The organism is Dokdonella sp. (assembly GCF_019634775.1).
Lineage (GTDB): Bacteria > Pseudomonadota > Gammaproteobacteria > Xanthomonadales > Rhodanobacteraceae > Dokdonella.
This window is the reverse complement of sequence record NZ_JAHCAS010000001.1, coordinates 1,288,087-1,304,768: the sequence shown is the minus strand read 5'-3', so window position 1 is coordinate 1,304,768 and position 16,682 is coordinate 1,288,087. Positions and strand designations below refer to the sequence as shown.

Genomic DNA, 16,682 nt, shown 5'->3' with positions numbered 1-16,682 from the left:
TCGATGGCGCGCCTCGGCACGCGGAATCAGCGGACCGGCTCAGCCCGGCTGCTCCACCGTGCGGTCCGCGCGCACCAGCAAGTTCAGTCCCGCGCCGGCCAACGCGAACGCGACGCCAACTGCAATCGCGAGCGTCCAGCCGAAGTGCTCGGCGAGGGCTGCCAGCAGCAACGCATTGTGGATGCCCTGATCAATCCCAAGGTCCGCGATCATCGACGGCGCAGCGATCGACAGGTTGCCGCGCAGCAGGTACGAGCTGACGCTCAACGCACCGAGCACGGCGAGGATGCGCCAGCGCACGAAGCTCGTGCGCTGAGGTGACCTCGACGAACCGGATGCAGCGGAAGCTGGTCCGTTCATGTGGTCAATGGGTCGCAGGGAAGCGACTGCTGGAACCCGGCACCCATGCAATCCATCGCATTTCCCGCAGCTGCATGGCATTCGAGCTCGGCAAGGCGACGGTTCACCGGAGATCCATCGCGGTGCGGTGCGAGGCAGTGCAGGCTCATGGCGTGCCCATCGGGCACACGACGATTGCCGCGGCGGTTTCCGACCAGACCGCCCGAATCGGTGCGGTGCATGGCGCCATGTCCATGGCCGGCCGTTTCGCGCCAGAACGCGATGCGGTGGTCCATCCCGGCAATGTCCGCCGCCCGATCGGCGCCGATGCGCACGGGGTACCGGCCGCCACGCCTGGCTCGGCCCGCACCGGTCCGGTGGACAGTGCGACACCGTTCAAGCCGGGATCCTCGCCATCACGTGATCGAGAATGTGCAGTGCATCCGCCAGGACCGAAGAAGCACGGGCGACCACCCCAGGACTGCGGAAGCAGGTCGCGGCAGATGGTACATGAGTGCAAAATGCGTCACGGAACCCCACGCGTCCGGGTTGGGCGTGCGAACCGTGGCCGGGATCGGCCGGCGCCACGCCGCCAGCCCTACAATACGACCCCTGCATCATCGGAAGCCGGACATGCGCATCTGCGTCTACTGCGCCTCAAGCCAGGAATGCGATCCGCTCTACCACGCCGCCGCGTTCCGCCTCGGTGCGCTGCTCGCCGAAGCCGGTTGCACCGTGGTCTACGGCGGCGGTTCGGCCGGTTCGATGGGCGCGGTGGCAAACGGTGCGCTGTCGAAGGGCGGCGAGGTCATCGGCATCCTGCCGAAATTCATGGCCGACCTCGAATGGGGTCATCCGGGCCTGACCCGCCTCGAACTGGTCGAGGACATGCGCGAACGCAAGCACCGCCTGCTGACCGGCTCGGACGCGGTCATCGCCCTGCCCGGCGGCTGCGGCACGCTCGAGGAACTGTTCGAGGCCATCACGCTCAAGCGCCTCGGCCTGTACTTCAATCCGATCATCCTGCTCGACACACAGGGTTTCTATGCACCGCTGCAGCACTTCATGGATCAGGTCATCGCGCAGCGCTTCATGAACGAGGAACACCACGCCATGTGGAGCCTGGTCGCCGAACCCGAGGACGTGCTGCCGGCGATCCGCTCGACGCCGCGCTGGCGCGAGGATGCGCGGGAGATTGCGGTGGTGAGAGCCGGGAATGGGAAATAGGGAATGGACCGAAGCACAGGGATGTTCTGATCAATCCCTGCTTCCCATTCCCTATTCCCCGCTCTCAATCAAAATCGCTCGCGGTGCCGGTCAGCTCGCGCACACCGCTGTCGCCGTCGCCGAAACCGTCGCCGTCGTCGATCTCCTGCGCGGGAACACCTGCGTCGCCGTCGTTGCGCGCGCTGCGATCGGCGGCCTTGTCCCAGCGCGACTTGATCGGATTGACGGATTCGGCGGCTTCCAGTTCGAGGATGAGGGCGCTGCGGCGTTCCTCGGACAGGTCGGTCCAGTGGCAGTCGTCGAGTGCACCGGCCATCGAATAGAGCAGGTTCAGGCTCGGCCGGAATCCGGCGCGCTTGATCTTGAGGAAGGCCTCAACCGGGCCGATCCGCACCAGATCCTCGTGCGTGCGCACGCCGACCTGGCGCAGCCACGCGGCCGACTTCGGACCCACATTGCGGATCTTCACGACACCCCTGCTCATGCGCTCGTTCTCCTGGGTTCGGCGTTCCCGCGCAGGGAACGGATAAAAACCATGCACAGCGCTTCCATGCCGGCGCGGTCCGCATCGTCGAACCGTGCCGGTTCGGGGCTGTCGACATCCCACACACCGATCAGGCTGCCGTCGTCGGCCAGCAGCGGCACCACGATCTCCGAACGAGAGGCTGAATCGCAGGCAATATGGCCAGGGAAGTCATCGACATCGACGACGACCTGGGTCGTGCGCGTCGCCGCTGCGGTACCGCATACGCCCTTGCCGAGGGCAATGCGTACGCAGGCCGGCTTGCCCTGGAACGGACCGACCACGAGCTCACGGCCATCGAAGAAATAAAACCCGCACCAGTTGATCTCCGGCAGCGCATGCCACACCAGCGCGGCGAAGTTGGCCGCGTTGGCGATGCGATCATGTTCGCCAGCGAGCACGCTCTCGGCTTGGGCGAGCAGCTCGGCGTAGAGTCCGGCCTTGCTGGTGGCACGGACCGGCGCGGCATCGAAACTCATCGCGGCGTCCGGAATGAACGGACCTGCATTCTACACGCCCCAATCGCTGCGATGCCGCTTGGCGCATGAGCGCCACCGCTGCCATCATCGATCCGTTCCTGATCGACCATCACCACACGCGAGGACACTGCCATGTCCAGACCCTCCTTCCCGAACCGCACGATGCTGTCGTGCCTGCTCCTGGCCACCCTCTCAACCTCTGCCATTGCCGAGATCGCCATCGGCGAACCACAACCCGATGGCGTGTACTTCGACGGCTTCGACCCGCCGGTGATCTATCAACTCGACGACGGCGAGGCCAGCTCGAACATGGGCCCACCGAGTTCGTTCGACCCCGACATGCTGTGGGGCAACTACTACACGACCGATCCGAACGGCGTGGTCATCACGCGCCTCGCGGTCGCCTTCGGTCCGACCTTCCCCTCTCTCGCCAGCGGCCCGGTGACGTTCTGGCTGCTCGACGATCCTGATGCCGATGGCGACCCGCGCAACGCCACCGCGCTGGCATCGGTGCAGGCCACGCCGAACGTCAGCGGCAACACCTTTTTCGAAGTCACGATCCCGCCGACCCGTGTCAGCGGTGCGTTCTTCGTCGGCGCCAGCGCGAAACTGCTCGGTGGCCAGGACCGTCCCGCGCGCGTCGACGGCAGCAACCCGGGCAACAACTCCTGGTTCTTCTACGCGCCCGACATCGCCGCGGTGATCAATGACCTCGCCTCGGCACCGTTCGGTTCGCAGAACATCACGCCGGTGAACCCGCTGCCGGGCGCGTTCATGGTCCGCGCGACCGGCAGCGGCCCGTGATGCCGGCACTGCCGGCCGAAACCGTGAACCTCTACGTCACCGGCACCGACACCGGCATCGGCAAGACCCGCGTCGCCTGCCGGCTGATCGCCGCGCTGCGCGCGCGCGGGCTGGTCGTGGCCGGCATGAAGCCGGTGGCGAGCGGCTGCGCGATCACGCCTGACGGCCTGCGCAACGAGGATGCGCTGGCCTTGCGCATGGCTACGGGCCTCGACGTCGACTACGCGACACTGAACCCGTACGCGTTCCGCGAACCGATCGCCCCGCACCTCGCCGCCAGCGACGCCGGCACGCCGGTCGAAACCTCTCGCATCGCCACCGCACATGCGCAGCTCGCCGCGCGCGCCGATGCCGTCGTCGTCGAAGGGGTCGGCGGCTGGGCGGCACCACTCGGCGCGCAACTCGATCAGGCCGACCTCGTGCGCACGCTCGACCTCCACGTCATCCTCGTCGTCGGCCTGCGCCTCGGCTGCATCAGCCACGCTCGCCTGACCGCACGCGCGATCACTGCCGACGGCTGCCGCCTCGCCGGCTGGATCGGCAACCGCATCGACCCGGCCATGGACCGCGTGGACGACAACATCGACACCCTGCGCGCATGCATAGACGCGCCCCTGCTCGGCATCGTCGGCCACGGTGACGATGCCGAAACCGGCACGCTCGCGGATGCGCTGCTGCATTCGATGCTGAAAGCGGGAGCCTGCAACGCCGACGCGCGAAGAACACCCGATCCATGAGAATCATTCTTGGCACATTGCAACATTGATGCAATTGGCCGCCTTGGACACGGCTCGGACAATCGAGGACATGAACATCCCGGGGGCTCGCCTTCACCCGCTCAACGGTGAGCTGCGAGGGTGCTGGTCAATTACGGTCGATGGCAACTGGCGAGTCACGTTCGAGTTCAAGGACGGAAACACCCATGTCCTGGACTACGGGACTATCACCGATGGCTATGCACAATCCCCCTCACCCGAGGCCAACGTCATCTCGGGCAGGAACAGGATCGCCGACAACGCCTGGTTCTGCGTGCTCGCCGCCACGCGACCCTGCACGGCCAGTCCGCTCAGGAAGGCTTCAACCTCCGCCGCCCCCAACTCCCGAGGGTGTCGACGGCCACCGGCAAGGATGAACCTGCGGATCCATCCGGTGTACGCCCGTTCGGTGTGCAAGCTGTAGTGTTTGAGCCGCAATATGCGCCGAATCTCGTCGAACAGGCGCCGAGCGGGCCGGTCCGCCGCACCACTTGCTACCCCTCCGATCCATCGTGATATTCCATAACACCCCGCATCCCTCGACAACGCAGGTACGTTCAGTGAAATCCGTCGCCCCTGGAATCGCACAAAGGATTGATTTCATGCAGGAAAACCGCTTGACGCGCACCGCGTCGATGCTGAACGATCCATGCTATGCCTCGGATTCGGGGTCTACTTGTAGTTATGCCTCGCTAAGGTCGAACTAATGGGAGGGTGAGACGTGGAAACGATCGAAAGATTGCTTGCCGCGATTGAGACGGGGGAAGTTCTTAAAGTTTCTTATCTCGGGGGAAGCGCCCCTGGGGCCACGCGCGAGATCGCTCCCATTCAAGTGATGGGAGATAAGGTCAGTGCACGCTGCTATACGTCAAATGCGGTAAAGACCTTTGTCATTTCCAAGATCACTATCTTAGATGGCGATATTCCGTCTTCCTCCCCAACTTGGCAGCCGAAACAACATCAACAACCACTTTACTCAACCCTTGATGGCGTCTTCCAAAGCAATCTTGATACATGGGCTCAACTTGGTTGGCACGTAAACCGCGAAGAAAACGCGATTTCTCTTCACAGAAAACGTAAGAACGGAACCCCACTTAAGGGCTCCGACGTGTCGTTAAACTACGAGGAATATGCCTCGGATATCGTTATGGGGTTAGATGGTGAGCTTCGCGAAGAAAATATTAGAAAACGTGTTCGCCCATGGGTTGTTCGTGGAAAGAACAAAGGAACCGCAACGCTAGGTTCATTAGATGGGGCGTTCGAAGTCTTTCAAAAATATGCACAAGAACTTTCACCAAATAAAAGCTAGGCATAACATCTCAGTCAACAGGGACGTCTGCAAGCTGGCTTCGCCGCTTGCAGCCGCCCGTTACTTCAACCGTTAGGCATCAATAGAGGGATTTCCGTGGACCAAGCAAAGAGCGACGCCTTGAAGAAGCAGCTCGAGAGCCAGCCAGAACCCCAGTTAGTTCCGATAGACAAGTTCTTTGACGGAAACGACGATGAAGGCTCGATCGGCTGCAATCTTTACCCTCACCCAGGCATTGGGTTGTTCCGCGATACATTGGTGGGGCTCCTGCAACGGCCTGATGTTTCGGCGGTGTATGCCCTAATCACTGAGCTCGACCCAGGCGATGACGCATGGCCGTTCTCGGATACCGTAGTAGTTACAGGCAACGTGACGCCTGAAGCGTTGCGCACAGCTATTGCGGATCTTCAGCCCGATGAGATTGGGCCTGCGGACTCAGATGCACTTGGTGACTCGTTACCGCAAGCAGACAGAGATTCCGCTCTTATTGCGTGGTGGGATTGATGCCTAACAATTCGTTCAAGCCGAAATTGCTTCGTGGCACCGTCTGCGTGCTTACGCTACGCTAGCACGCAGCCGTTGCCACTGCGCAATTCGGCTTAACTCAGGTGTTAGGCGCCAATGAAAGCATCTCGCCAATTGAAACTACATGCTCAGCTTGAGGCGACGGAGGGTGAGCTTGTCGCGCTGCTCACCGAGGCGCTGCCACACACCGCGCAACATGGCGACACGCTTTTCTTCAACTCCGCGTTCCACCCGGCCTACGTGCAGCCGCACCAAATCGGCCAAGGTAACGAAAGGCTGCTGCTTCTCGCACAGCAAAGTGTCATGCTCCGCGACGAACTTGGCGAGTCAAGTGTCCGCTCGGTCGGTCAGCTCTTTCTCTCGGTGTGTGGCGAGGCGGCCAATGAGGCAAACCAAAATCGTAGGGGGCCACGTCAGCTTGCTGCCTGGCTGTTGGGCGAGTTGGCGCCTAACAACTCAATCCAGCGGACGCGCTACGCGCGCCGCTGATTTCGGGCGTTAGGGGTCATGGGCAAGCACACCGCATATTGGGAGGAGTACGCAAGATCTCAGGCTCGCGGAACTTTGCGTATGCTCGGCGCAATCCTTGCCTGGGTTCTGGTGGTGGTCTTGATTGTGTTGTTGCATGAAACGCTCGGGACGGCCTTCCCATGGATGATCGGAACCGCTTTTCTTGGCTTTATCATCACGCTCATTCGGCTTGGAGCCAATGCGCAGAAGGTCATCTGCCCTGAGTGTGAGAGCGTTTACACTCGATCCAAATTGGGCGGTCAATGCTCGGCCTGCGGTCTGAGGATCATGCAGCATGACCCCTAACAACCGATTGCAGCGGACGGTCCGCTGCGCGGCCCGCCGCTGAACCGGGGCGTTAGGTGTCACATGACAGAGTCTCGTTTGCCACCCATGAATGACTACGAGCGCAGCGTACTGCGCAACGTAGAAGAGTTCGGCTGGCACTGCACCAGTGTCTTTGAGTCAGAAGACAACAACAACGACGAACCACCATTTTCCTACAGCGTTGGTCTCTATCACTCATTCCAGCAGCCAGAATTCATTGTCTTTGGCCTGGACCCTGGCGTAGCTCATTCGATCATATCGATCTGTGCGAACAAGTTTGAGGCTGGCGAGCAACTTGACCTCGAACAGCATTCCTACGACCTAATCAACAATTTTCCATGCGTCTTTGTTCGCGTCCCCCGCGACCGGTACTACGACTATGTGTACTCAGCCCTGTGGTTCTACGCGGAGGAAGACTTTCCGCTCTACCAAATCGTTTGGCCGAATAAGGATGGGCTCTTCCCTTGGCATCCAGGTTCACCAGAAAGCTTTCGCCAATGGCAGCCAGTACTACGCCAGGCATGTGACACCTAACAATTCGTTCAAGCCGAACCCGCTTCGCTCCGGCAACGGCGTGGCAGGTTAAGCTTGCCACGCCGTTGCCTGCGCTACGCAGGTCGGCTTAACTCAGGTGTTAGGCGCTACAGGGGGAATCATGAAGATCCAGTGCAAGAAATGCGGTCATGCCGAGATCACAAATCTCGGATTATTCGTAAAAATCATTGGAGGAGCCGCACCAATTGGTGGATTTTGGGCTTGGACTGCCTATCTCTTTGCAGGTACTGGCTTTGCACTCCCCATAGTCGCAGCAATAATTACTGGTGGCGTTGGAATGCTTGTGTTCAAAGATCAGATCGTTGAATGGGTTACGAACAAGGGATACGAATGTCCGAAATGTTCCTCTAGCAACTGGAAAGCCCTCAGCAAATAGCCAGCTCTGATCATGCAGGGACAAATCATGTCAGACCTTGTATTTCTTGAGCACTACAATGACTTCCAGAGTGCATCCTATCGCGCTCGCGCTCTTGCCACGCGTCACAGAAAAGAAACCGCTCTGCGTCGCAGTCAAACCGGCTGGGATGTGTTAGTACCAACCTCACTTAGAGACATTTTTCAAGCTCAAGAGAGTGAGAGCGAGTACGAACCAGGCGAGGATGATTACGAATACGAGCATGATGATGATCGCCAGCTGATCGCTGAAGAAATGATTGAGGATCAGGAGAACTGGGCTCGTTCAGATGAGGACGGCTGGTACTATCCTGATGAATAGCTCGTTTTCTCTCGGCACGCGCCTAACAATTCGTTCAAGCCGAAATTGCTTCGTGGCACCGTCTGCGTGCTTACGCTACGCTAGCACGCAGCCGTTGCCACTGCGCAATTCGGCTTAACTCAGGTGTTAGGCTTCATCATGATCACAGACAAAACTACGGCTAGAAGAGTAAGTGAGCTGATGCTTGATGTTGGGGCCAAGCTCGACGAATCTGTGGCACTCGTTCAGGCAACAAGTAGCGAGCACGAATTTAACCAGTATCGGCGGGCCATCGGCGAAATAATGGGGGCCATGCTACTTAAAGTCATGAACCCACTGTACAGCGCAAATCCAGAACTTAAACCAAAAGAGCTTGAGTAAATGTGCTTTCTATACAGGCATCGCAAGCCTAACACGGCGTTGCAGTGGATGCCCTACACTCCGCAGATTTTTGCGCAATGTGCTTCGCACATTTTGTCGCGCAAAAACCTGCTCCGTTCCGGTCACCACTGAACTTGACGTTAGGTGCCATTGGGGAGCACGCCGCATGTCATGGATTTGGTTATTCGTTCTCGTGTTGGTCGTCTTCGTCGTTCTGGCTGCGCTCAAAGGCAAGACTGGCGGCTCAGGCGCCATCGGATTTCCGTACCAACTCGGCAAACCGCTCTTCTCGGCCGCAGAGCGTTCGTTCCTCGGCGTCCTGGATCAGGCCGTTGGTCCAGAGCACCGGGTCTTTGGCAAGGTGCGAGTGGCGGATATCGCCGCGGTCAAATCGGGCTTGGGCAATTCTGCTCGCCAAGGCGCGCTCAATCGTATTGCCGCCAAACACTTTGACTTTGTCGTTTGCCGCTCCGGCGATCTGTCGGTCATTTGCGCCGTTGAGCTCAATGACAAGTCGCACACTAGCCGCAAAGCGCAGTCCCGCGACGAGCTGCTGGCCAATGTGTGCCGCGCCATCGGCCTGCCGCTTCTCACCGTTCCGGCCAAGGCTGCATACTCGCTGCAAGATGTAAGGGCTCAGTTTCTGGCGTCGGTGGAGCCCGCACCCGTTGGTGTCAGGGTTGGCACCTAACAATGCGTTCAAGCCGAACCCGCTTCGTTACGCGAACCACATGGCAAAAAAAGCTTGCCATGTGGTTCGCTCCACTACGCAGGTCGGCTTAACTTAGGTGTTAGGCTGCGCAAGACAAATTTTCGTATGTCAATCTCAGAAAGCACATTGCGGCAACGAGCGAAGGCGGTTATGAACCGCCCCGGCTTTCGTGGAGGCTGTTTGGTTTAAGTCACACGGTTTCAGCGACCTTGGCTTCTGCGAGTCGCCGGTAGTAGTTTGCCTCAGCCTCGGCCGGCGGGATATAGCCGATCGATCCGAGGAGGCGTTGGGTGTTGAACCACGACACCCATTCCAGCGTCGCCAGTTCCACCGCCGCCTTCGTCTTCCAGGGGCCACGGCGGTGGATCAGTTCGGCCTTGTAGAGCCCGTTGATGGTCTCGGCCAGTGCGTTGTCATAGCTGTCTCCTCGGCTGCCAACGGACGGCTCGATGCCCGCTTCGGCGAGCCGCTCGCTGTAGCGAATCGACACGTATTGCGAACCCCGATCGCTGTGATGGATCAGCGTGCCGTCACGCTCCGGCTGGCGTGCGTACAGCGCCTGCTCCAGCGCATCGAGTACGAAGTCCGTCCGCATCGAGTCGCTGACCCGCCAGCCCACGATGCGGCGGGCGAACACGTCGATGACGAAGGCCACGTACAGCCAGCCCTGCCAGGTCGAAACGTAGGTGAAGTCCGACACCCACAGCTGGTTCGGCCGTTCGGCGCGGAACTGCCGGTTCACCTTGTCCTGTGGGCACGGCACGTTGCGATCACTGATCGTCGTTCGCACCGCTTTTCCGCGCATCACGCCGCGCAGGCCCTGCTGGCGCATCAGTCGCTCGACCGTGCATCGAGCCACCGTGATGCCCTCACGGCCGAGCTGTCGCCACACTTTGTTGGTGCCATAGACCTGCAGGTTGGCCCGCCATACCCGGTGGATCTCGGGAATCAGGGCCTCGTCGCGCTTCGCCCTCGCCGGGCGTCGCTCAGGCTCGCGATGGCGGGCCGCGTGTCGCCGGTAGCCGGACGGGGCGATCTGCAAGGCCCTGCAGATCGGCTCGACCCCGAACGTGCTCCGGTGCGTGGCGACAAACGTCCTCAGGGCTTCAGCCGGCGGTCGAGCTCCGCCTGGGCGAAAAAAGCACTCGCCAGCTTCAGGATCTCGTTGGCCCGGCGCAGCTCCCTGTTCTCGCGCTCCAGCTCCTTCATCCGCTTGGCGTCCGCGGTCGTCACGCCATCGCGCATCCCCGCATCGACCTCGTGCTGCTTCACCCACGTCAGCAGCGTCTGCGGCACACAGCCGATCTTGGGGGCGATCGACTCCACGGCCGTCCACAGCGACGGGTACTCTCCGCGATGTTCCAGCACCATCCGGACTGCACGCTCGCGGACCTCAGGGAAAAACTTCTTCGACGTGTTCATGGCTCCATTCTCTCAAGAGTTGGAGCCTCCACGTTTCCCGGGGCGGTTCAGTTCAGAGATTCCCTTGATGAGCAAGTCCACAGCCCCTTTGCAGCACCACCGCCAGCTCCCGGCAAGACCGGTAGAATATAGCTTTTGAATTTCCTATAGTCCGTCCGAAAATGCCGCTGCTGTCCCCGATCCCCATATCATGGACATGATCACTGCGGCTTTCACGGGAGAATTCATGAGGCGGCAAAACACCCTCTGTGCGACTCTGATCGCCATCGGTCTGACGGCCATTCCTCTGGCGCATGCCGGCGAGAGCTGGGTCCCAATCGACTCTATGACGGTGCCGCGCCGATTCCACACCGTCACCCTACTCGCATCGGGAAAGGTGCTGGTGACGGGTGGGGAAAACTTTGAAGGCGGTGCGAGCGCACTGGCCAGTACGGAACTGTATGACCCCACCAGCGGTAGCTGGACCGCCAGCGGGACGATGCAGGGACCGCACTTTTACCACACGGCAACCCTGCTGCCATCCGGCAAGGTGCTGGTGCTTGGCGGCTTCAACGGCGAAAGTGGCGGCATCGGCGGCGCCGAACTGTATGACCCGGCAACGGAAATCTGGACTGCAACCACAGCGCCCGACACACCACGCATCTACCACTCCGCGGTATTGTTGAATTCCGGCAAGGTACTGATGCTTGGTGGCTGCAACTACAACTGCAACACGGTGTACTCCAGCGCCGAGCTGTATGACCCGCTGACCGAAACCTGGGAGCCGGCCGGATCCATGCCGACCGCACACGGTTTTGGTCATACCGCCACCCTGCTGGATTCCGGCCAGGTGCTGGTGGTCGCCGGCATAGGGGCTGGCGACGCTATTCTGGGCAGCGTTGAGCTTTACTCCCCCATATCCGGCCAATGGGAGACTCTCGCTCCCATCTCTCCGCCCAGGCGCAGCCATACCGCCACTTTGTTGTCTTCCGGTCAGGTGTTGGTGGCCGGCGGTTGGAATTTTGACTCCCTCCGCAGCAGCCTGCTGTTCAACCCCGTGACCTTCCAATGGTCGCCGATCGCCGATATGACACACGCTCGATACGACCATACCGCCACCTTGCTGGCAAATGGTCGGGCGCTGATCGCCGGTGGCTTAAATTCGCTTGAGTTCCCTGAAGCGTCTGAATTCTATCTGCCGGCGACGGGAGGCTGGGAGCCCGGGCCGTCACTCCACTCGGCACGCTTATCCCATGTAGCCGTCCGTCTGCAGGCCGGAGGCGTGCTGATTGCTGGCGGTTCGGGCCGCGACGGGGTGACGGCAAGTGCCGAGGTCTACGGCATGCCGGTCCCGGACCCGCTCTTTCGGGATGGTTTTGAAACGATCGGACGAGACCGGCCGAGACTAGGACGCCCACATTCTCGACACGCCCGCTGAGCCGGGGGCCTGCGGGCACCGTCTCGCGTTCTCGCCACCAGCCGCCGCACTGACCTGCTGACCGTAGCGAATCGCGCCGGGCTTTGGTGACCTGCCTGACTTTTTCGGACACCGATCAGTTGGGGCTGCCTCGGTGGGTTGATGCTTGATTTCGCTGCTTCTCTTCGTCGTTGAACTGCTTTGGCGTGCGGTAGCCATTACGCCGATCATCCGGTGGCGACTTTAAACCGATTCTGGAATGGCTCCATAGGCGCGGTCAGTGACACGCAGGCAACCTCGCTTGTGCCCCGGCTCGATCGGACAGGTATCTCATGAGATGGCGCGCCTGGAGGGGTGAGCGGATGCGTTTGCGGGTCATTGGCCCGCGCATCCGCCGAACGCCCGAAGCGCTGTGCGCGCAGGGCCGGCAATCACGGAAGGAAGCCATCGTGACGCCAGCTTCATCGAGGGGCGTATTGCTTTCCTGCTCGTGTATGCGGTGATCATCTTCGAGTTTCGGCGGCAGTTCGCGCCTAACAATTCATTCAAGCCGAACCCGCTTCGCGGCGCGGCTTAATTCAGGTGTTAGACCGCTGCCCAAGCATCGCTTGCGGTTGTTGCGTTCTGTATATACACTACGGCCACGAAGTTCACCTGGTCAGAGCGTAAGCGCTCCCTCAACCTGAAGCAGCATGGGCTGGACTTCGTTGACGCACCTACCGTCTTTGCCGGGTTGACCTTCACCTTCGAGGACGACCGCTTTTCCGATCAGGAGCAGCGCTTTGTCACCCTCGGCCTGCTCGCTGGGATTCCCGTCTCAATGGCTCATACGGAGACTGCCCGTGAAATCCGCATCATCTCGTTCAGAAAAGCGACCCAACGTGAAGCGCGCATCTACTTCAGCCAAGTCCAAGACTGACTTCGCCCGCCTGCGATCTACCAAAGGCATACCGGCTCCCGACCATCTGGAGGCTGACGTCCGGCACATCGTCCGTGGCGTCGTTCGTCGAGGTCTCCAACTTCAGCCACCTAAGTCCGCGATCTCGCTGCGCGTAGATCAGGACGTACTGGAGTGGTTCAAGACCCAAGGCCCCGGCTACCAGACTCGTATCAACGCAGTGTTGCGTGCATTTCGCGATGCATCGGTCTAACAATTCGCCATCCGCAGCTCGTCCCGACGTCGCGCGTTGATGATCGCCAGCAACTTCCTCATGCACGCCACCAGCGCCACCTTTGCAACCTTTCCGCGGGCGCGCAGCTGCTGATAGTGGGCCCGCATCGCCGGATCCCAGCGCACCGCCGACAGCGTGGCCAGCGTCGCTGTAACAAACCGCCGGGATGACGGATTGAGTGGTTCTTGGAGGTTCCCTTGTCAGGCCTTGCCCTGCTCCATGGGATACCGGCTTTGGCGCCTGCCGCGGGTAAACTTGAGCTTTGTCCACCCGGAGCCACCCATGCCCATGGCCAAGCACTTCTTCATCACCATCGACGATCTACCGATCGCGCACGGCGACGAGCCGGCGCTTGCCTTCGACGGCGAATCGCCGGAAACGCTGGCGGCGCAGTTGCAGGCGGCCTTGCGCGAACCGACGCTGTGGGAGCGCTGGCGCGACATGCAGGACGATCCCGATGCCGTCGATCCGGCGGGAGGAGCGACCGATGCGGCAGCGACGGTTACCGGCTCGCTGGCGGCACTTCGTGCCGAGTTGCAGATTGCGACCACATTGCCGCATGCGATCGTCAAGCACCGCCTCGACCTGCTCATCGGCCCACACTGGAAGCTGCGCGACGTCAGCTGAGGATTGTGTTCTCCCCGGTCGCGGCTGCAGCCGCGACGATGCCAGGCCCAATGCGCCCTCCGGCATCGCCTCCCCCGGGAGAACCCGGCTCGACATCGGCTCTCGGTTTTGCTTCCATCGATTGCCGCGGCGCGATGCACATGCGTCGCCACCACGCGGAGAATCCGCATGAATTCCCTTCCTTCGTTGCTCATCGGACTCGCACTCGTTTCCATGAACATGCCTTCGCAAGCCCAACAGTACCGTCCGGCCGGCGACAGCGCCGAATTCAAAGCCCTCGCCGCCGTCGTCGTCTCCGGTGTGCGCGCCGAGCTCGGTCAGGCCGTCGTCGTCGACATCGACACCGTGACGCGCAACGGCGACTGGGCCTTCGTAACCGCTGCGCTGCTCGACGACAACGGTCGTGCGTATCGCTACCTCGGCACACCGCTCGAGGAAGCCGCAGCCGCAGGTGGCGTGTCGAACGCCTATGCGGGCCTGCTGCGTCTGCGCGGCGACGCCTGGACCCTCGTCACGCAGGCCATCGGTCCGAGTGACGTCGCCTGGGAAAACTGGCCGAGCAAGTACGGTGCACCGGCGAGCCTGTTCGGCTTCTGAATCCACCCGTCAGATGCAGTCGCCCTGCCCTGCGCGGACAAGCCGCGCACATGCGCCGATGCGCCACGAAACGATGCTTCGAGGATGCTGCCCGTTCCACCGGGGATGTTCTGATCAATCCCACAACGGCGTCACCGTCCTGTGCGGGCGCAGATCAAGGCGCGATGGCGAAGGCAGACTGGCGGTCTGTCGAGCCGGCGCAACACCGGGCTGCGCCCGCACAGGGCGGCCCCAACCTCCTGATTCCCAATGACGGGGTGACATCCGCAAGGCCCGCGGCGCGGCGTGCGCGGCTCGCCCAGGCAACCAGCCTGCACTTCGCCACGCCCACCAAGCTGCGAACCTCGCCTGACGTCAGCGTGGCGGCGTCAGGATCGTATAGTGCGAGGTGCTGGTGAACCAGCGGCCGTTGTCGTAGGTGATGCGCTGGGTGCCGTCGGCATTGCGATTGTTCGAACCGATGAAGGTCACCTTGCCGTTATCGTTGCTGGCGACGATCTCGGTGTGCGACATGCCACCTCCCTGGATGATGACGACATCCCCCGGTCTGGCGTTGGCGAGGCTGACCGGTGTCCAGCCGGCGTTGCGCAGGTTGGTGTTGAGCTGAGCGACCGAGTCGCTGCGCTGGCCGTGGCTGATGAGCCCGGCTTTCTCGAGCACGGCCGAGACAAAGTTCGCGCAACAGAGATTGCTCGGCACGTTCGGGTTCATCGGCAGGTCGCCGCTGCGCTTGAGCTCCGAGGCATTGCGGTCGAGAAACCGCTCGGCGATGCGCGCCGGGTTGTTGCCCGACACCGGTGTGGTCGGCGAAGTCGGCGAAGGTCCGTCGACACGTCCACCACCTGACGTGACGCCGCCCGGAATGCGTACTTCCTGGCCCGGATGGATCAAGTTCGGATTGGCAATCTGCGGGTTCGCCGCGATCAGCGAGGACAGCGAAACACCATGTTGCTGCGCGATGCCGGACAACGTGTCGCCACGCTGTACGGTGTGCGTCGAAGCCGGCGCCGACGAGGCACTTCCCGGCAGGTGGATTTGCTGGCCCGGATGGATCAGGTTCGGATTGGTGATCTGCGGGTTCGCCGCGATCAGCGAGGACAGCGAAACACCATGTTGCTGCGCGATGCCGGACAACGTGTCGCCACGCTGCACGGTGTGCGTCGAAGCCGGCGCCGACGAGGCACTTCCCGGCAGGTGGATGTGCTGGCCCGGGTAGATCAGGTTCGGATTGGCAATCTGCGGGTTCGCGGCGATCAGCGAGGACAGCGAAACACCATGCCGCTGTGCGATGCCCGACAGCGTGTCACCGCGATGGACGGTGTAGTCACCCGCCGCCGGCGCTGGTGCTCCGGTGCCACCACCGTTGCCCGGCTGCGGCGCCGGTGCCGGCGTGTTGTCGAGGCTGCCGCTGATGCGCGCCCGCACCTTGCTGGTCGCTTCGCCAGCCGTGATGCGGCCATCGCCGTTTAGATCGAGACCCCGGTTGGCGTTGTAGGCGTTCGAGCCGGCACTGAACAGCGTGGTGTTCGGGTCCGGCTTGGGGCTACCGGAGAGCACGGCGGTGTACACCGCTTCGAGCGTGCCGAGCCGACCGGCGAACGGCGCGAAGTACTTCTCGACGTACTTGAGCTGCTCGACCGGTGACATGCGCGCAAGTTCGGCAGTCGACGTACCGAGGCCCCGTGCGGTGCTGTCGAGGAACTGGATCAGTCCGGTCGCCGAGCTGGTCGGGTTCTTGATGCTCGGCGAGAACGTGCCGCCGGTCTCGAAGCTCATGGTCGCCAGGATGTATTCCGGCTTCGTGCCGAGGCGCGCGGCCATCGCCTCGACCTCGCGAAGAAACTGCGGCGTCACATTCGGATTGCCGGCCACGCCGGTGATGCGGCTGTAGTCGAACGAACCACCCGGCGCGCTTCCCCCGGGCGCCGTTGGCGCCGGCTCCGCGCCACGCGAGCCCGCAGGGATGTTGACGTGCTGGCCGGGGTAGATGACGTTCGGGTTGTTGATCTGTGGATTCGCCGCGATCAGGTCGGACAACGAGACGCCATGCTCACGTGCGATCGACGACAGCGTGTCGCCGCGCTCGACCGTATAGCCGGCAAACTGCGGGCCTGACGCCGCCAGCGCGGTGGTGCCATTCGATACGGACTGAACCTGGGACATCGCACACCTCCACGCAGGATTCCGGAACGCATGCCTGCACTCGGAGGCATGCAACGCGGCGATTGCAGCATCACCCCGGCCACGCGCCCATCGGGGCGTTCCCCAGCTCGGGTATTCCCGAGGTCGTGCCCACGGATGCGGGTTAACCCGAGACAGGGACAATCC

23 protein-coding genes, 3 pseudogenes and 1 other annotated feature are annotated in these 16,682 nt (G+C 61.8%); of the genes and pseudogenes, 18 read left to right on the top strand and 8 right to left on the bottom strand.

The genetic code is table 11. From position 1 onward, the window contains the following. Positions 1–39: 39 nt before the first annotated feature. Positions 40–300, bottom strand: coding sequence for a hypothetical protein (locus KF907_RS05650; RefSeq protein ID WP_291218937.1), 261 nt, complete (start codon positions 298–300; stop codon positions 40–42). Positions 301–356: 56 nt separating this feature from the next. After that, positions 357–674, bottom strand: a complete 318-nt coding sequence (locus KF907_RS05645) for a hypothetical protein (RefSeq protein WP_291218936.1) — start codon at positions 672–674, stop codon at positions 357–359. Positions 675–972: 298 nt separating this feature from the next. Here KF907_RS05645 and KF907_RS05640 point away from each other — a divergent pair, with 298 nt between their 5' ends. Then, positions 973–1,566 carry an LOG family protein gene (locus tag KF907_RS05640; RefSeq protein ID WP_291218934.1) on the top strand — a complete coding sequence of 198 codons (594 nt, stop codon included), beginning with the start codon at positions 973–975 and terminating at the stop codon, positions 1,564–1,566. A gap of 64 nt (positions 1,567–1,630) precedes the next feature. Here the strand turns inward: KF907_RS05640 and KF907_RS05635 are convergent, their stop codons facing one another. After that, on the bottom strand, positions 1,631–2,050 hold the full coding sequence (locus KF907_RS05635; protein WP_291218932.1) for a TfoX/Sxy family protein: 420 nt from the start codon (positions 2,048–2,050) through the stop codon (positions 1,631–1,633). Continuing rightward, positions 2,047–2,568 carry a GAF domain-containing protein gene (locus KF907_RS05630; RefSeq protein WP_291218930.1) on the bottom strand — a complete coding sequence of 174 codons (522 nt, stop codon included), beginning with the start codon at positions 2,566–2,568 and terminating at the stop codon, positions 2,047–2,049. Before KF907_RS05630 ends, KF907_RS05635 begins: the two co-directional genes overlap by 4 nt. A gap of 132 nt (positions 2,569–2,700) precedes the next feature. Here KF907_RS05630 and KF907_RS05625 point away from each other — a divergent pair, with 132 nt between their 5' ends. The 3 genes and pseudogenes from KF907_RS05625 to KF907_RS05615 all read left to right on the top strand — a co-directional run. After that, positions 2,701–3,372: a hypothetical protein gene (locus KF907_RS05625; RefSeq protein WP_291218928.1), complete on the top strand. Its 672-nt coding sequence runs from the start codon at positions 2,701–2,703 to the stop codon at positions 3,370–3,372. Beyond that, complete coding sequence (gene bioD, locus KF907_RS05620; protein WP_291218926.1) at positions 3,372–4,109, top strand: dethiobiotin synthase; 738 nt, start codon at positions 3,372–3,374, stop codon at positions 4,107–4,109. Before KF907_RS05625 ends, bioD begins: the two co-directional genes overlap by 1 nt. A gap of 28 nt (positions 4,110–4,137) precedes the next feature. Beyond that, positions 4,138–4,293 (top strand): annotated as a pseudogene (locus KF907_RS05615) (type II toxin-antitoxin system RelE/ParE family toxin); the annotation flags it as partial. 74 nt (positions 4,294–4,367) lie between these two features. On the opposite strand, the pseudogene KF907_RS05610 reads toward KF907_RS05615, so the two are convergent. After that, positions 4,368–4,589 (bottom strand): annotated as a pseudogene (locus KF907_RS05610) (phage integrase N-terminal SAM-like domain-containing protein); the annotation flags it as partial. Between the two features lie 259 nt (positions 4,590–4,848). Here KF907_RS05610 and KF907_RS05605 point away from each other — a divergent pair. The 9 genes from KF907_RS05605 (at position 4,849) to KF907_RS05565 (ending at position 9,119) form a co-directional block, all read left to right on the top strand. Continuing rightward, positions 4,849–5,436, top strand: a complete 588-nt coding sequence (locus tag KF907_RS05605) for a WYL domain-containing protein (protein WP_291218925.1) — start codon at positions 4,849–4,851, stop codon at positions 5,434–5,436. Between the two features lie 120 nt (positions 5,437–5,556). Further along, positions 5,557–5,940: a hypothetical protein gene (locus KF907_RS05600; protein WP_291216954.1), complete on the top strand. Its 384-nt coding sequence runs from the start codon at positions 5,557–5,559 to the stop codon at positions 5,938–5,940. Between the two features lie 117 nt (positions 5,941–6,057). Then, positions 6,058–6,450 (top strand): hypothetical protein, encoded by a 393-nt coding sequence (locus tag KF907_RS05595; protein WP_291218923.1) that lies wholly within the window; start codon positions 6,058–6,060, stop codon positions 6,448–6,450. A gap of 18 nt (positions 6,451–6,468) precedes the next feature. Beyond that, complete coding sequence (locus KF907_RS05590; RefSeq protein WP_291218921.1) at positions 6,469–6,777, top strand: hypothetical protein; 309 nt, start codon at positions 6,469–6,471, stop codon at positions 6,775–6,777. A gap of 87 nt (positions 6,778–6,864) precedes the next feature. Further along, entirely contained in the window at positions 6,865–7,332 is a 468-nt protein-coding gene (locus tag KF907_RS05585; RefSeq protein WP_291218920.1) for a DUF4262 domain-containing protein, read from the top strand. 121 nt (positions 7,333–7,453) lie between these two features. Next, positions 7,454–7,729 carry a hypothetical protein gene (locus tag KF907_RS05580; RefSeq protein WP_291218918.1) on the top strand — a complete coding sequence of 92 codons (276 nt, stop codon included), beginning with the start codon at positions 7,454–7,456 and terminating at the stop codon, positions 7,727–7,729. Between the two features lie 27 nt (positions 7,730–7,756). Continuing rightward, positions 7,757–8,068, top strand: a complete 312-nt coding sequence (locus tag KF907_RS05575) for a hypothetical protein (protein ID WP_291218916.1) — start codon at positions 7,757–7,759, stop codon at positions 8,066–8,068. A 138-nt stretch (positions 8,069–8,206) separates the two neighbouring features. Beyond that, positions 8,207–8,428, top strand: coding sequence for a hypothetical protein (locus tag KF907_RS05570; protein ID WP_291218915.1), 222 nt, complete (start codon positions 8,207–8,209; stop codon positions 8,426–8,428). A gap of 166 nt (positions 8,429–8,594) precedes the next feature. After that, the gene (locus tag KF907_RS05565; protein ID WP_291218843.1) at positions 8,595–9,119 is read left to right on the top strand and encodes a DUF2726 domain-containing protein; all 525 of its coding nucleotides are present in this window, start codon (positions 8,595–8,597) and stop codon (positions 9,117–9,119) included. A 211-nt stretch (positions 9,120–9,330) separates the two neighbouring features. On the opposite strand, the gene KF907_RS05560 is transcribed toward KF907_RS05565, so the two are convergent. Further along, positions 9,331–10,562 (bottom strand): IS3 family transposase gene (locus tag KF907_RS05560; RefSeq protein WP_291218913.1). Its coding sequence is split into 2 segments (ribosomal slippage): positions 9,331–10,274 and positions 10,274–10,562, totalling 1,233 coding nucleotides; the frame shifts between segments, so codons are not numbered across the junction. Beyond that, positions 10,168–10,284: a sequence feature (AL1L pseudoknot), on the bottom strand. Its footprint overlaps the gene before it by 117 nt. Positions 10,563–10,752: 190 nt before the next feature. On the opposite strand from KF907_RS05560, the gene KF907_RS05555 reads away from it, so the two are divergent. The 3 genes from KF907_RS05555 to KF907_RS05545 all read left to right on the top strand — a co-directional run bounded on the left by KF907_RS05555 (position 10,753) and on the right by KF907_RS05545 (position 13,109). Beyond that, positions 10,753–11,979, top strand: a complete 1,227-nt coding sequence (locus KF907_RS05555) for a Kelch repeat-containing protein (RefSeq protein WP_291218911.1) — start codon at positions 10,753–10,755, stop codon at positions 11,977–11,979. Between the two features lie 607 nt (positions 11,980–12,586). Beyond that, entirely contained in the window at positions 12,587–12,877 is a 291-nt protein-coding gene (locus tag KF907_RS05550) for a BrnT family toxin (protein WP_291220259.1), read from the top strand. Continuing rightward, positions 12,801–13,109, top strand: coding sequence for a BrnA antitoxin family protein (locus tag KF907_RS05545; RefSeq protein ID WP_343214752.1), 309 nt, complete (start codon positions 12,801–12,803; stop codon positions 13,107–13,109). The genes KF907_RS05550 and KF907_RS05545 overlap by 77 nt, the downstream gene beginning before the upstream one ends. Here KF907_RS05545 and KF907_RS05540 read toward each other — a convergent pair. Continuing rightward, positions 13,106–13,273 (bottom strand): annotated as a pseudogene (locus KF907_RS05540) (IS110 family transposase); the annotation flags it as partial. The gene KF907_RS05545 and the pseudogene KF907_RS05540 overlap by 4 nt on opposite strands. A gap of 139 nt (positions 13,274–13,412) precedes the next feature. Here KF907_RS05540 and KF907_RS05535 point away from each other — a divergent pair. Both KF907_RS05535 and KF907_RS05530 read left to right on the top strand, forming a co-directional pair. Beyond that, positions 13,413–13,757: a hypothetical protein gene (locus KF907_RS05535; RefSeq protein ID WP_291218909.1), complete on the top strand. Its 345-nt coding sequence runs from the start codon at positions 13,413–13,415 to the stop codon at positions 13,755–13,757. A 168-nt stretch (positions 13,758–13,925) separates the two neighbouring features. Beyond that, positions 13,926–14,354, top strand: a complete 429-nt coding sequence (locus KF907_RS05530) for a hypothetical protein (RefSeq protein WP_291218907.1) — start codon at positions 13,926–13,928, stop codon at positions 14,352–14,354. 354 nt (positions 14,355–14,708) lie between these two features. On the opposite strand, the gene KF907_RS05525 is transcribed toward KF907_RS05530, so the two are convergent. Next, positions 14,709–16,517 carry a LysM peptidoglycan-binding domain-containing protein gene (locus KF907_RS05525; RefSeq protein WP_291218905.1) on the bottom strand — a complete coding sequence of 603 codons (1,809 nt, stop codon included), beginning with the start codon at positions 16,515–16,517 and terminating at the stop codon, positions 14,709–14,711. Positions 16,518–16,682: the final 165 nt, after the last annotated feature.

Coding starts and splice junctions, on each gene's coding strand:
- KF907_RS05525 (WP_291218905.1), bottom strand. CDS start 16,517: ATGTCCCAGGTTCAGTCCGTATCGAATGGCACCACCGCGCTGGCGGCG.
- bioD (WP_291218926.1), top strand. CDS start 3,372: ATGCCGGCACTGCCGGCCGAAACCGTGAACCTCTACGTCACCGGCACC.
- KF907_RS05565 (WP_291218843.1), top strand. CDS start 8,595: ATGTCATGGATTTGGTTATTCGTTCTCGTGTTGGTCGTCTTCGTCGTT.
- KF907_RS05580 (WP_291218918.1), top strand. CDS start 7,454: ATGAAGATCCAGTGCAAGAAATGCGGTCATGCCGAGATCACAAATCTC.
- KF907_RS05625 (WP_291218928.1), top strand. CDS start 2,701: ATGTCCAGACCCTCCTTCCCGAACCGCACGATGCTGTCGTGCCTGCTC.
- KF907_RS05630 (WP_291218930.1), bottom strand. CDS start 2,568: ATGAGTTTCGATGCCGCGCCGGTCCGTGCCACCAGCAAGGCCGGACTC.
- KF907_RS05575 (WP_291218916.1), top strand. CDS start 7,757: ATGTCAGACCTTGTATTTCTTGAGCACTACAATGACTTCCAGAGTGCA.
- KF907_RS05535 (WP_291218909.1), top strand. CDS start 13,413: ATGCCCATGGCCAAGCACTTCTTCATCACCATCGACGATCTACCGATC.
- KF907_RS05595 (WP_291218923.1), top strand. CDS start 6,058: ATGAAAGCATCTCGCCAATTGAAACTACATGCTCAGCTTGAGGCGACG.
- KF907_RS05570 (WP_291218915.1), top strand. CDS start 8,207: ATGATCACAGACAAAACTACGGCTAGAAGAGTAAGTGAGCTGATGCTT.
- KF907_RS05590 (WP_291218921.1), top strand. CDS start 6,469: ATGGGCAAGCACACCGCATATTGGGAGGAGTACGCAAGATCTCAGGCT.
- KF907_RS05635 (WP_291218932.1), bottom strand. CDS start 2,050: ATGAGCAGGGGTGTCGTGAAGATCCGCAATGTGGGTCCGAAGTCGGCC.
- KF907_RS05640 (WP_291218934.1), top strand. CDS start 973: ATGCGCATCTGCGTCTACTGCGCCTCAAGCCAGGAATGCGATCCGCTC.
- KF907_RS05585 (WP_291218920.1), top strand. CDS start 6,865: ATGAATGACTACGAGCGCAGCGTACTGCGCAACGTAGAAGAGTTCGGC.
- KF907_RS05530 (WP_291218907.1), top strand. CDS start 13,926: ATGAATTCCCTTCCTTCGTTGCTCATCGGACTCGCACTCGTTTCCATG.
- KF907_RS05555 (WP_291218911.1), top strand. CDS start 10,753: ATGGACATGATCACTGCGGCTTTCACGGGAGAATTCATGAGGCGGCAA.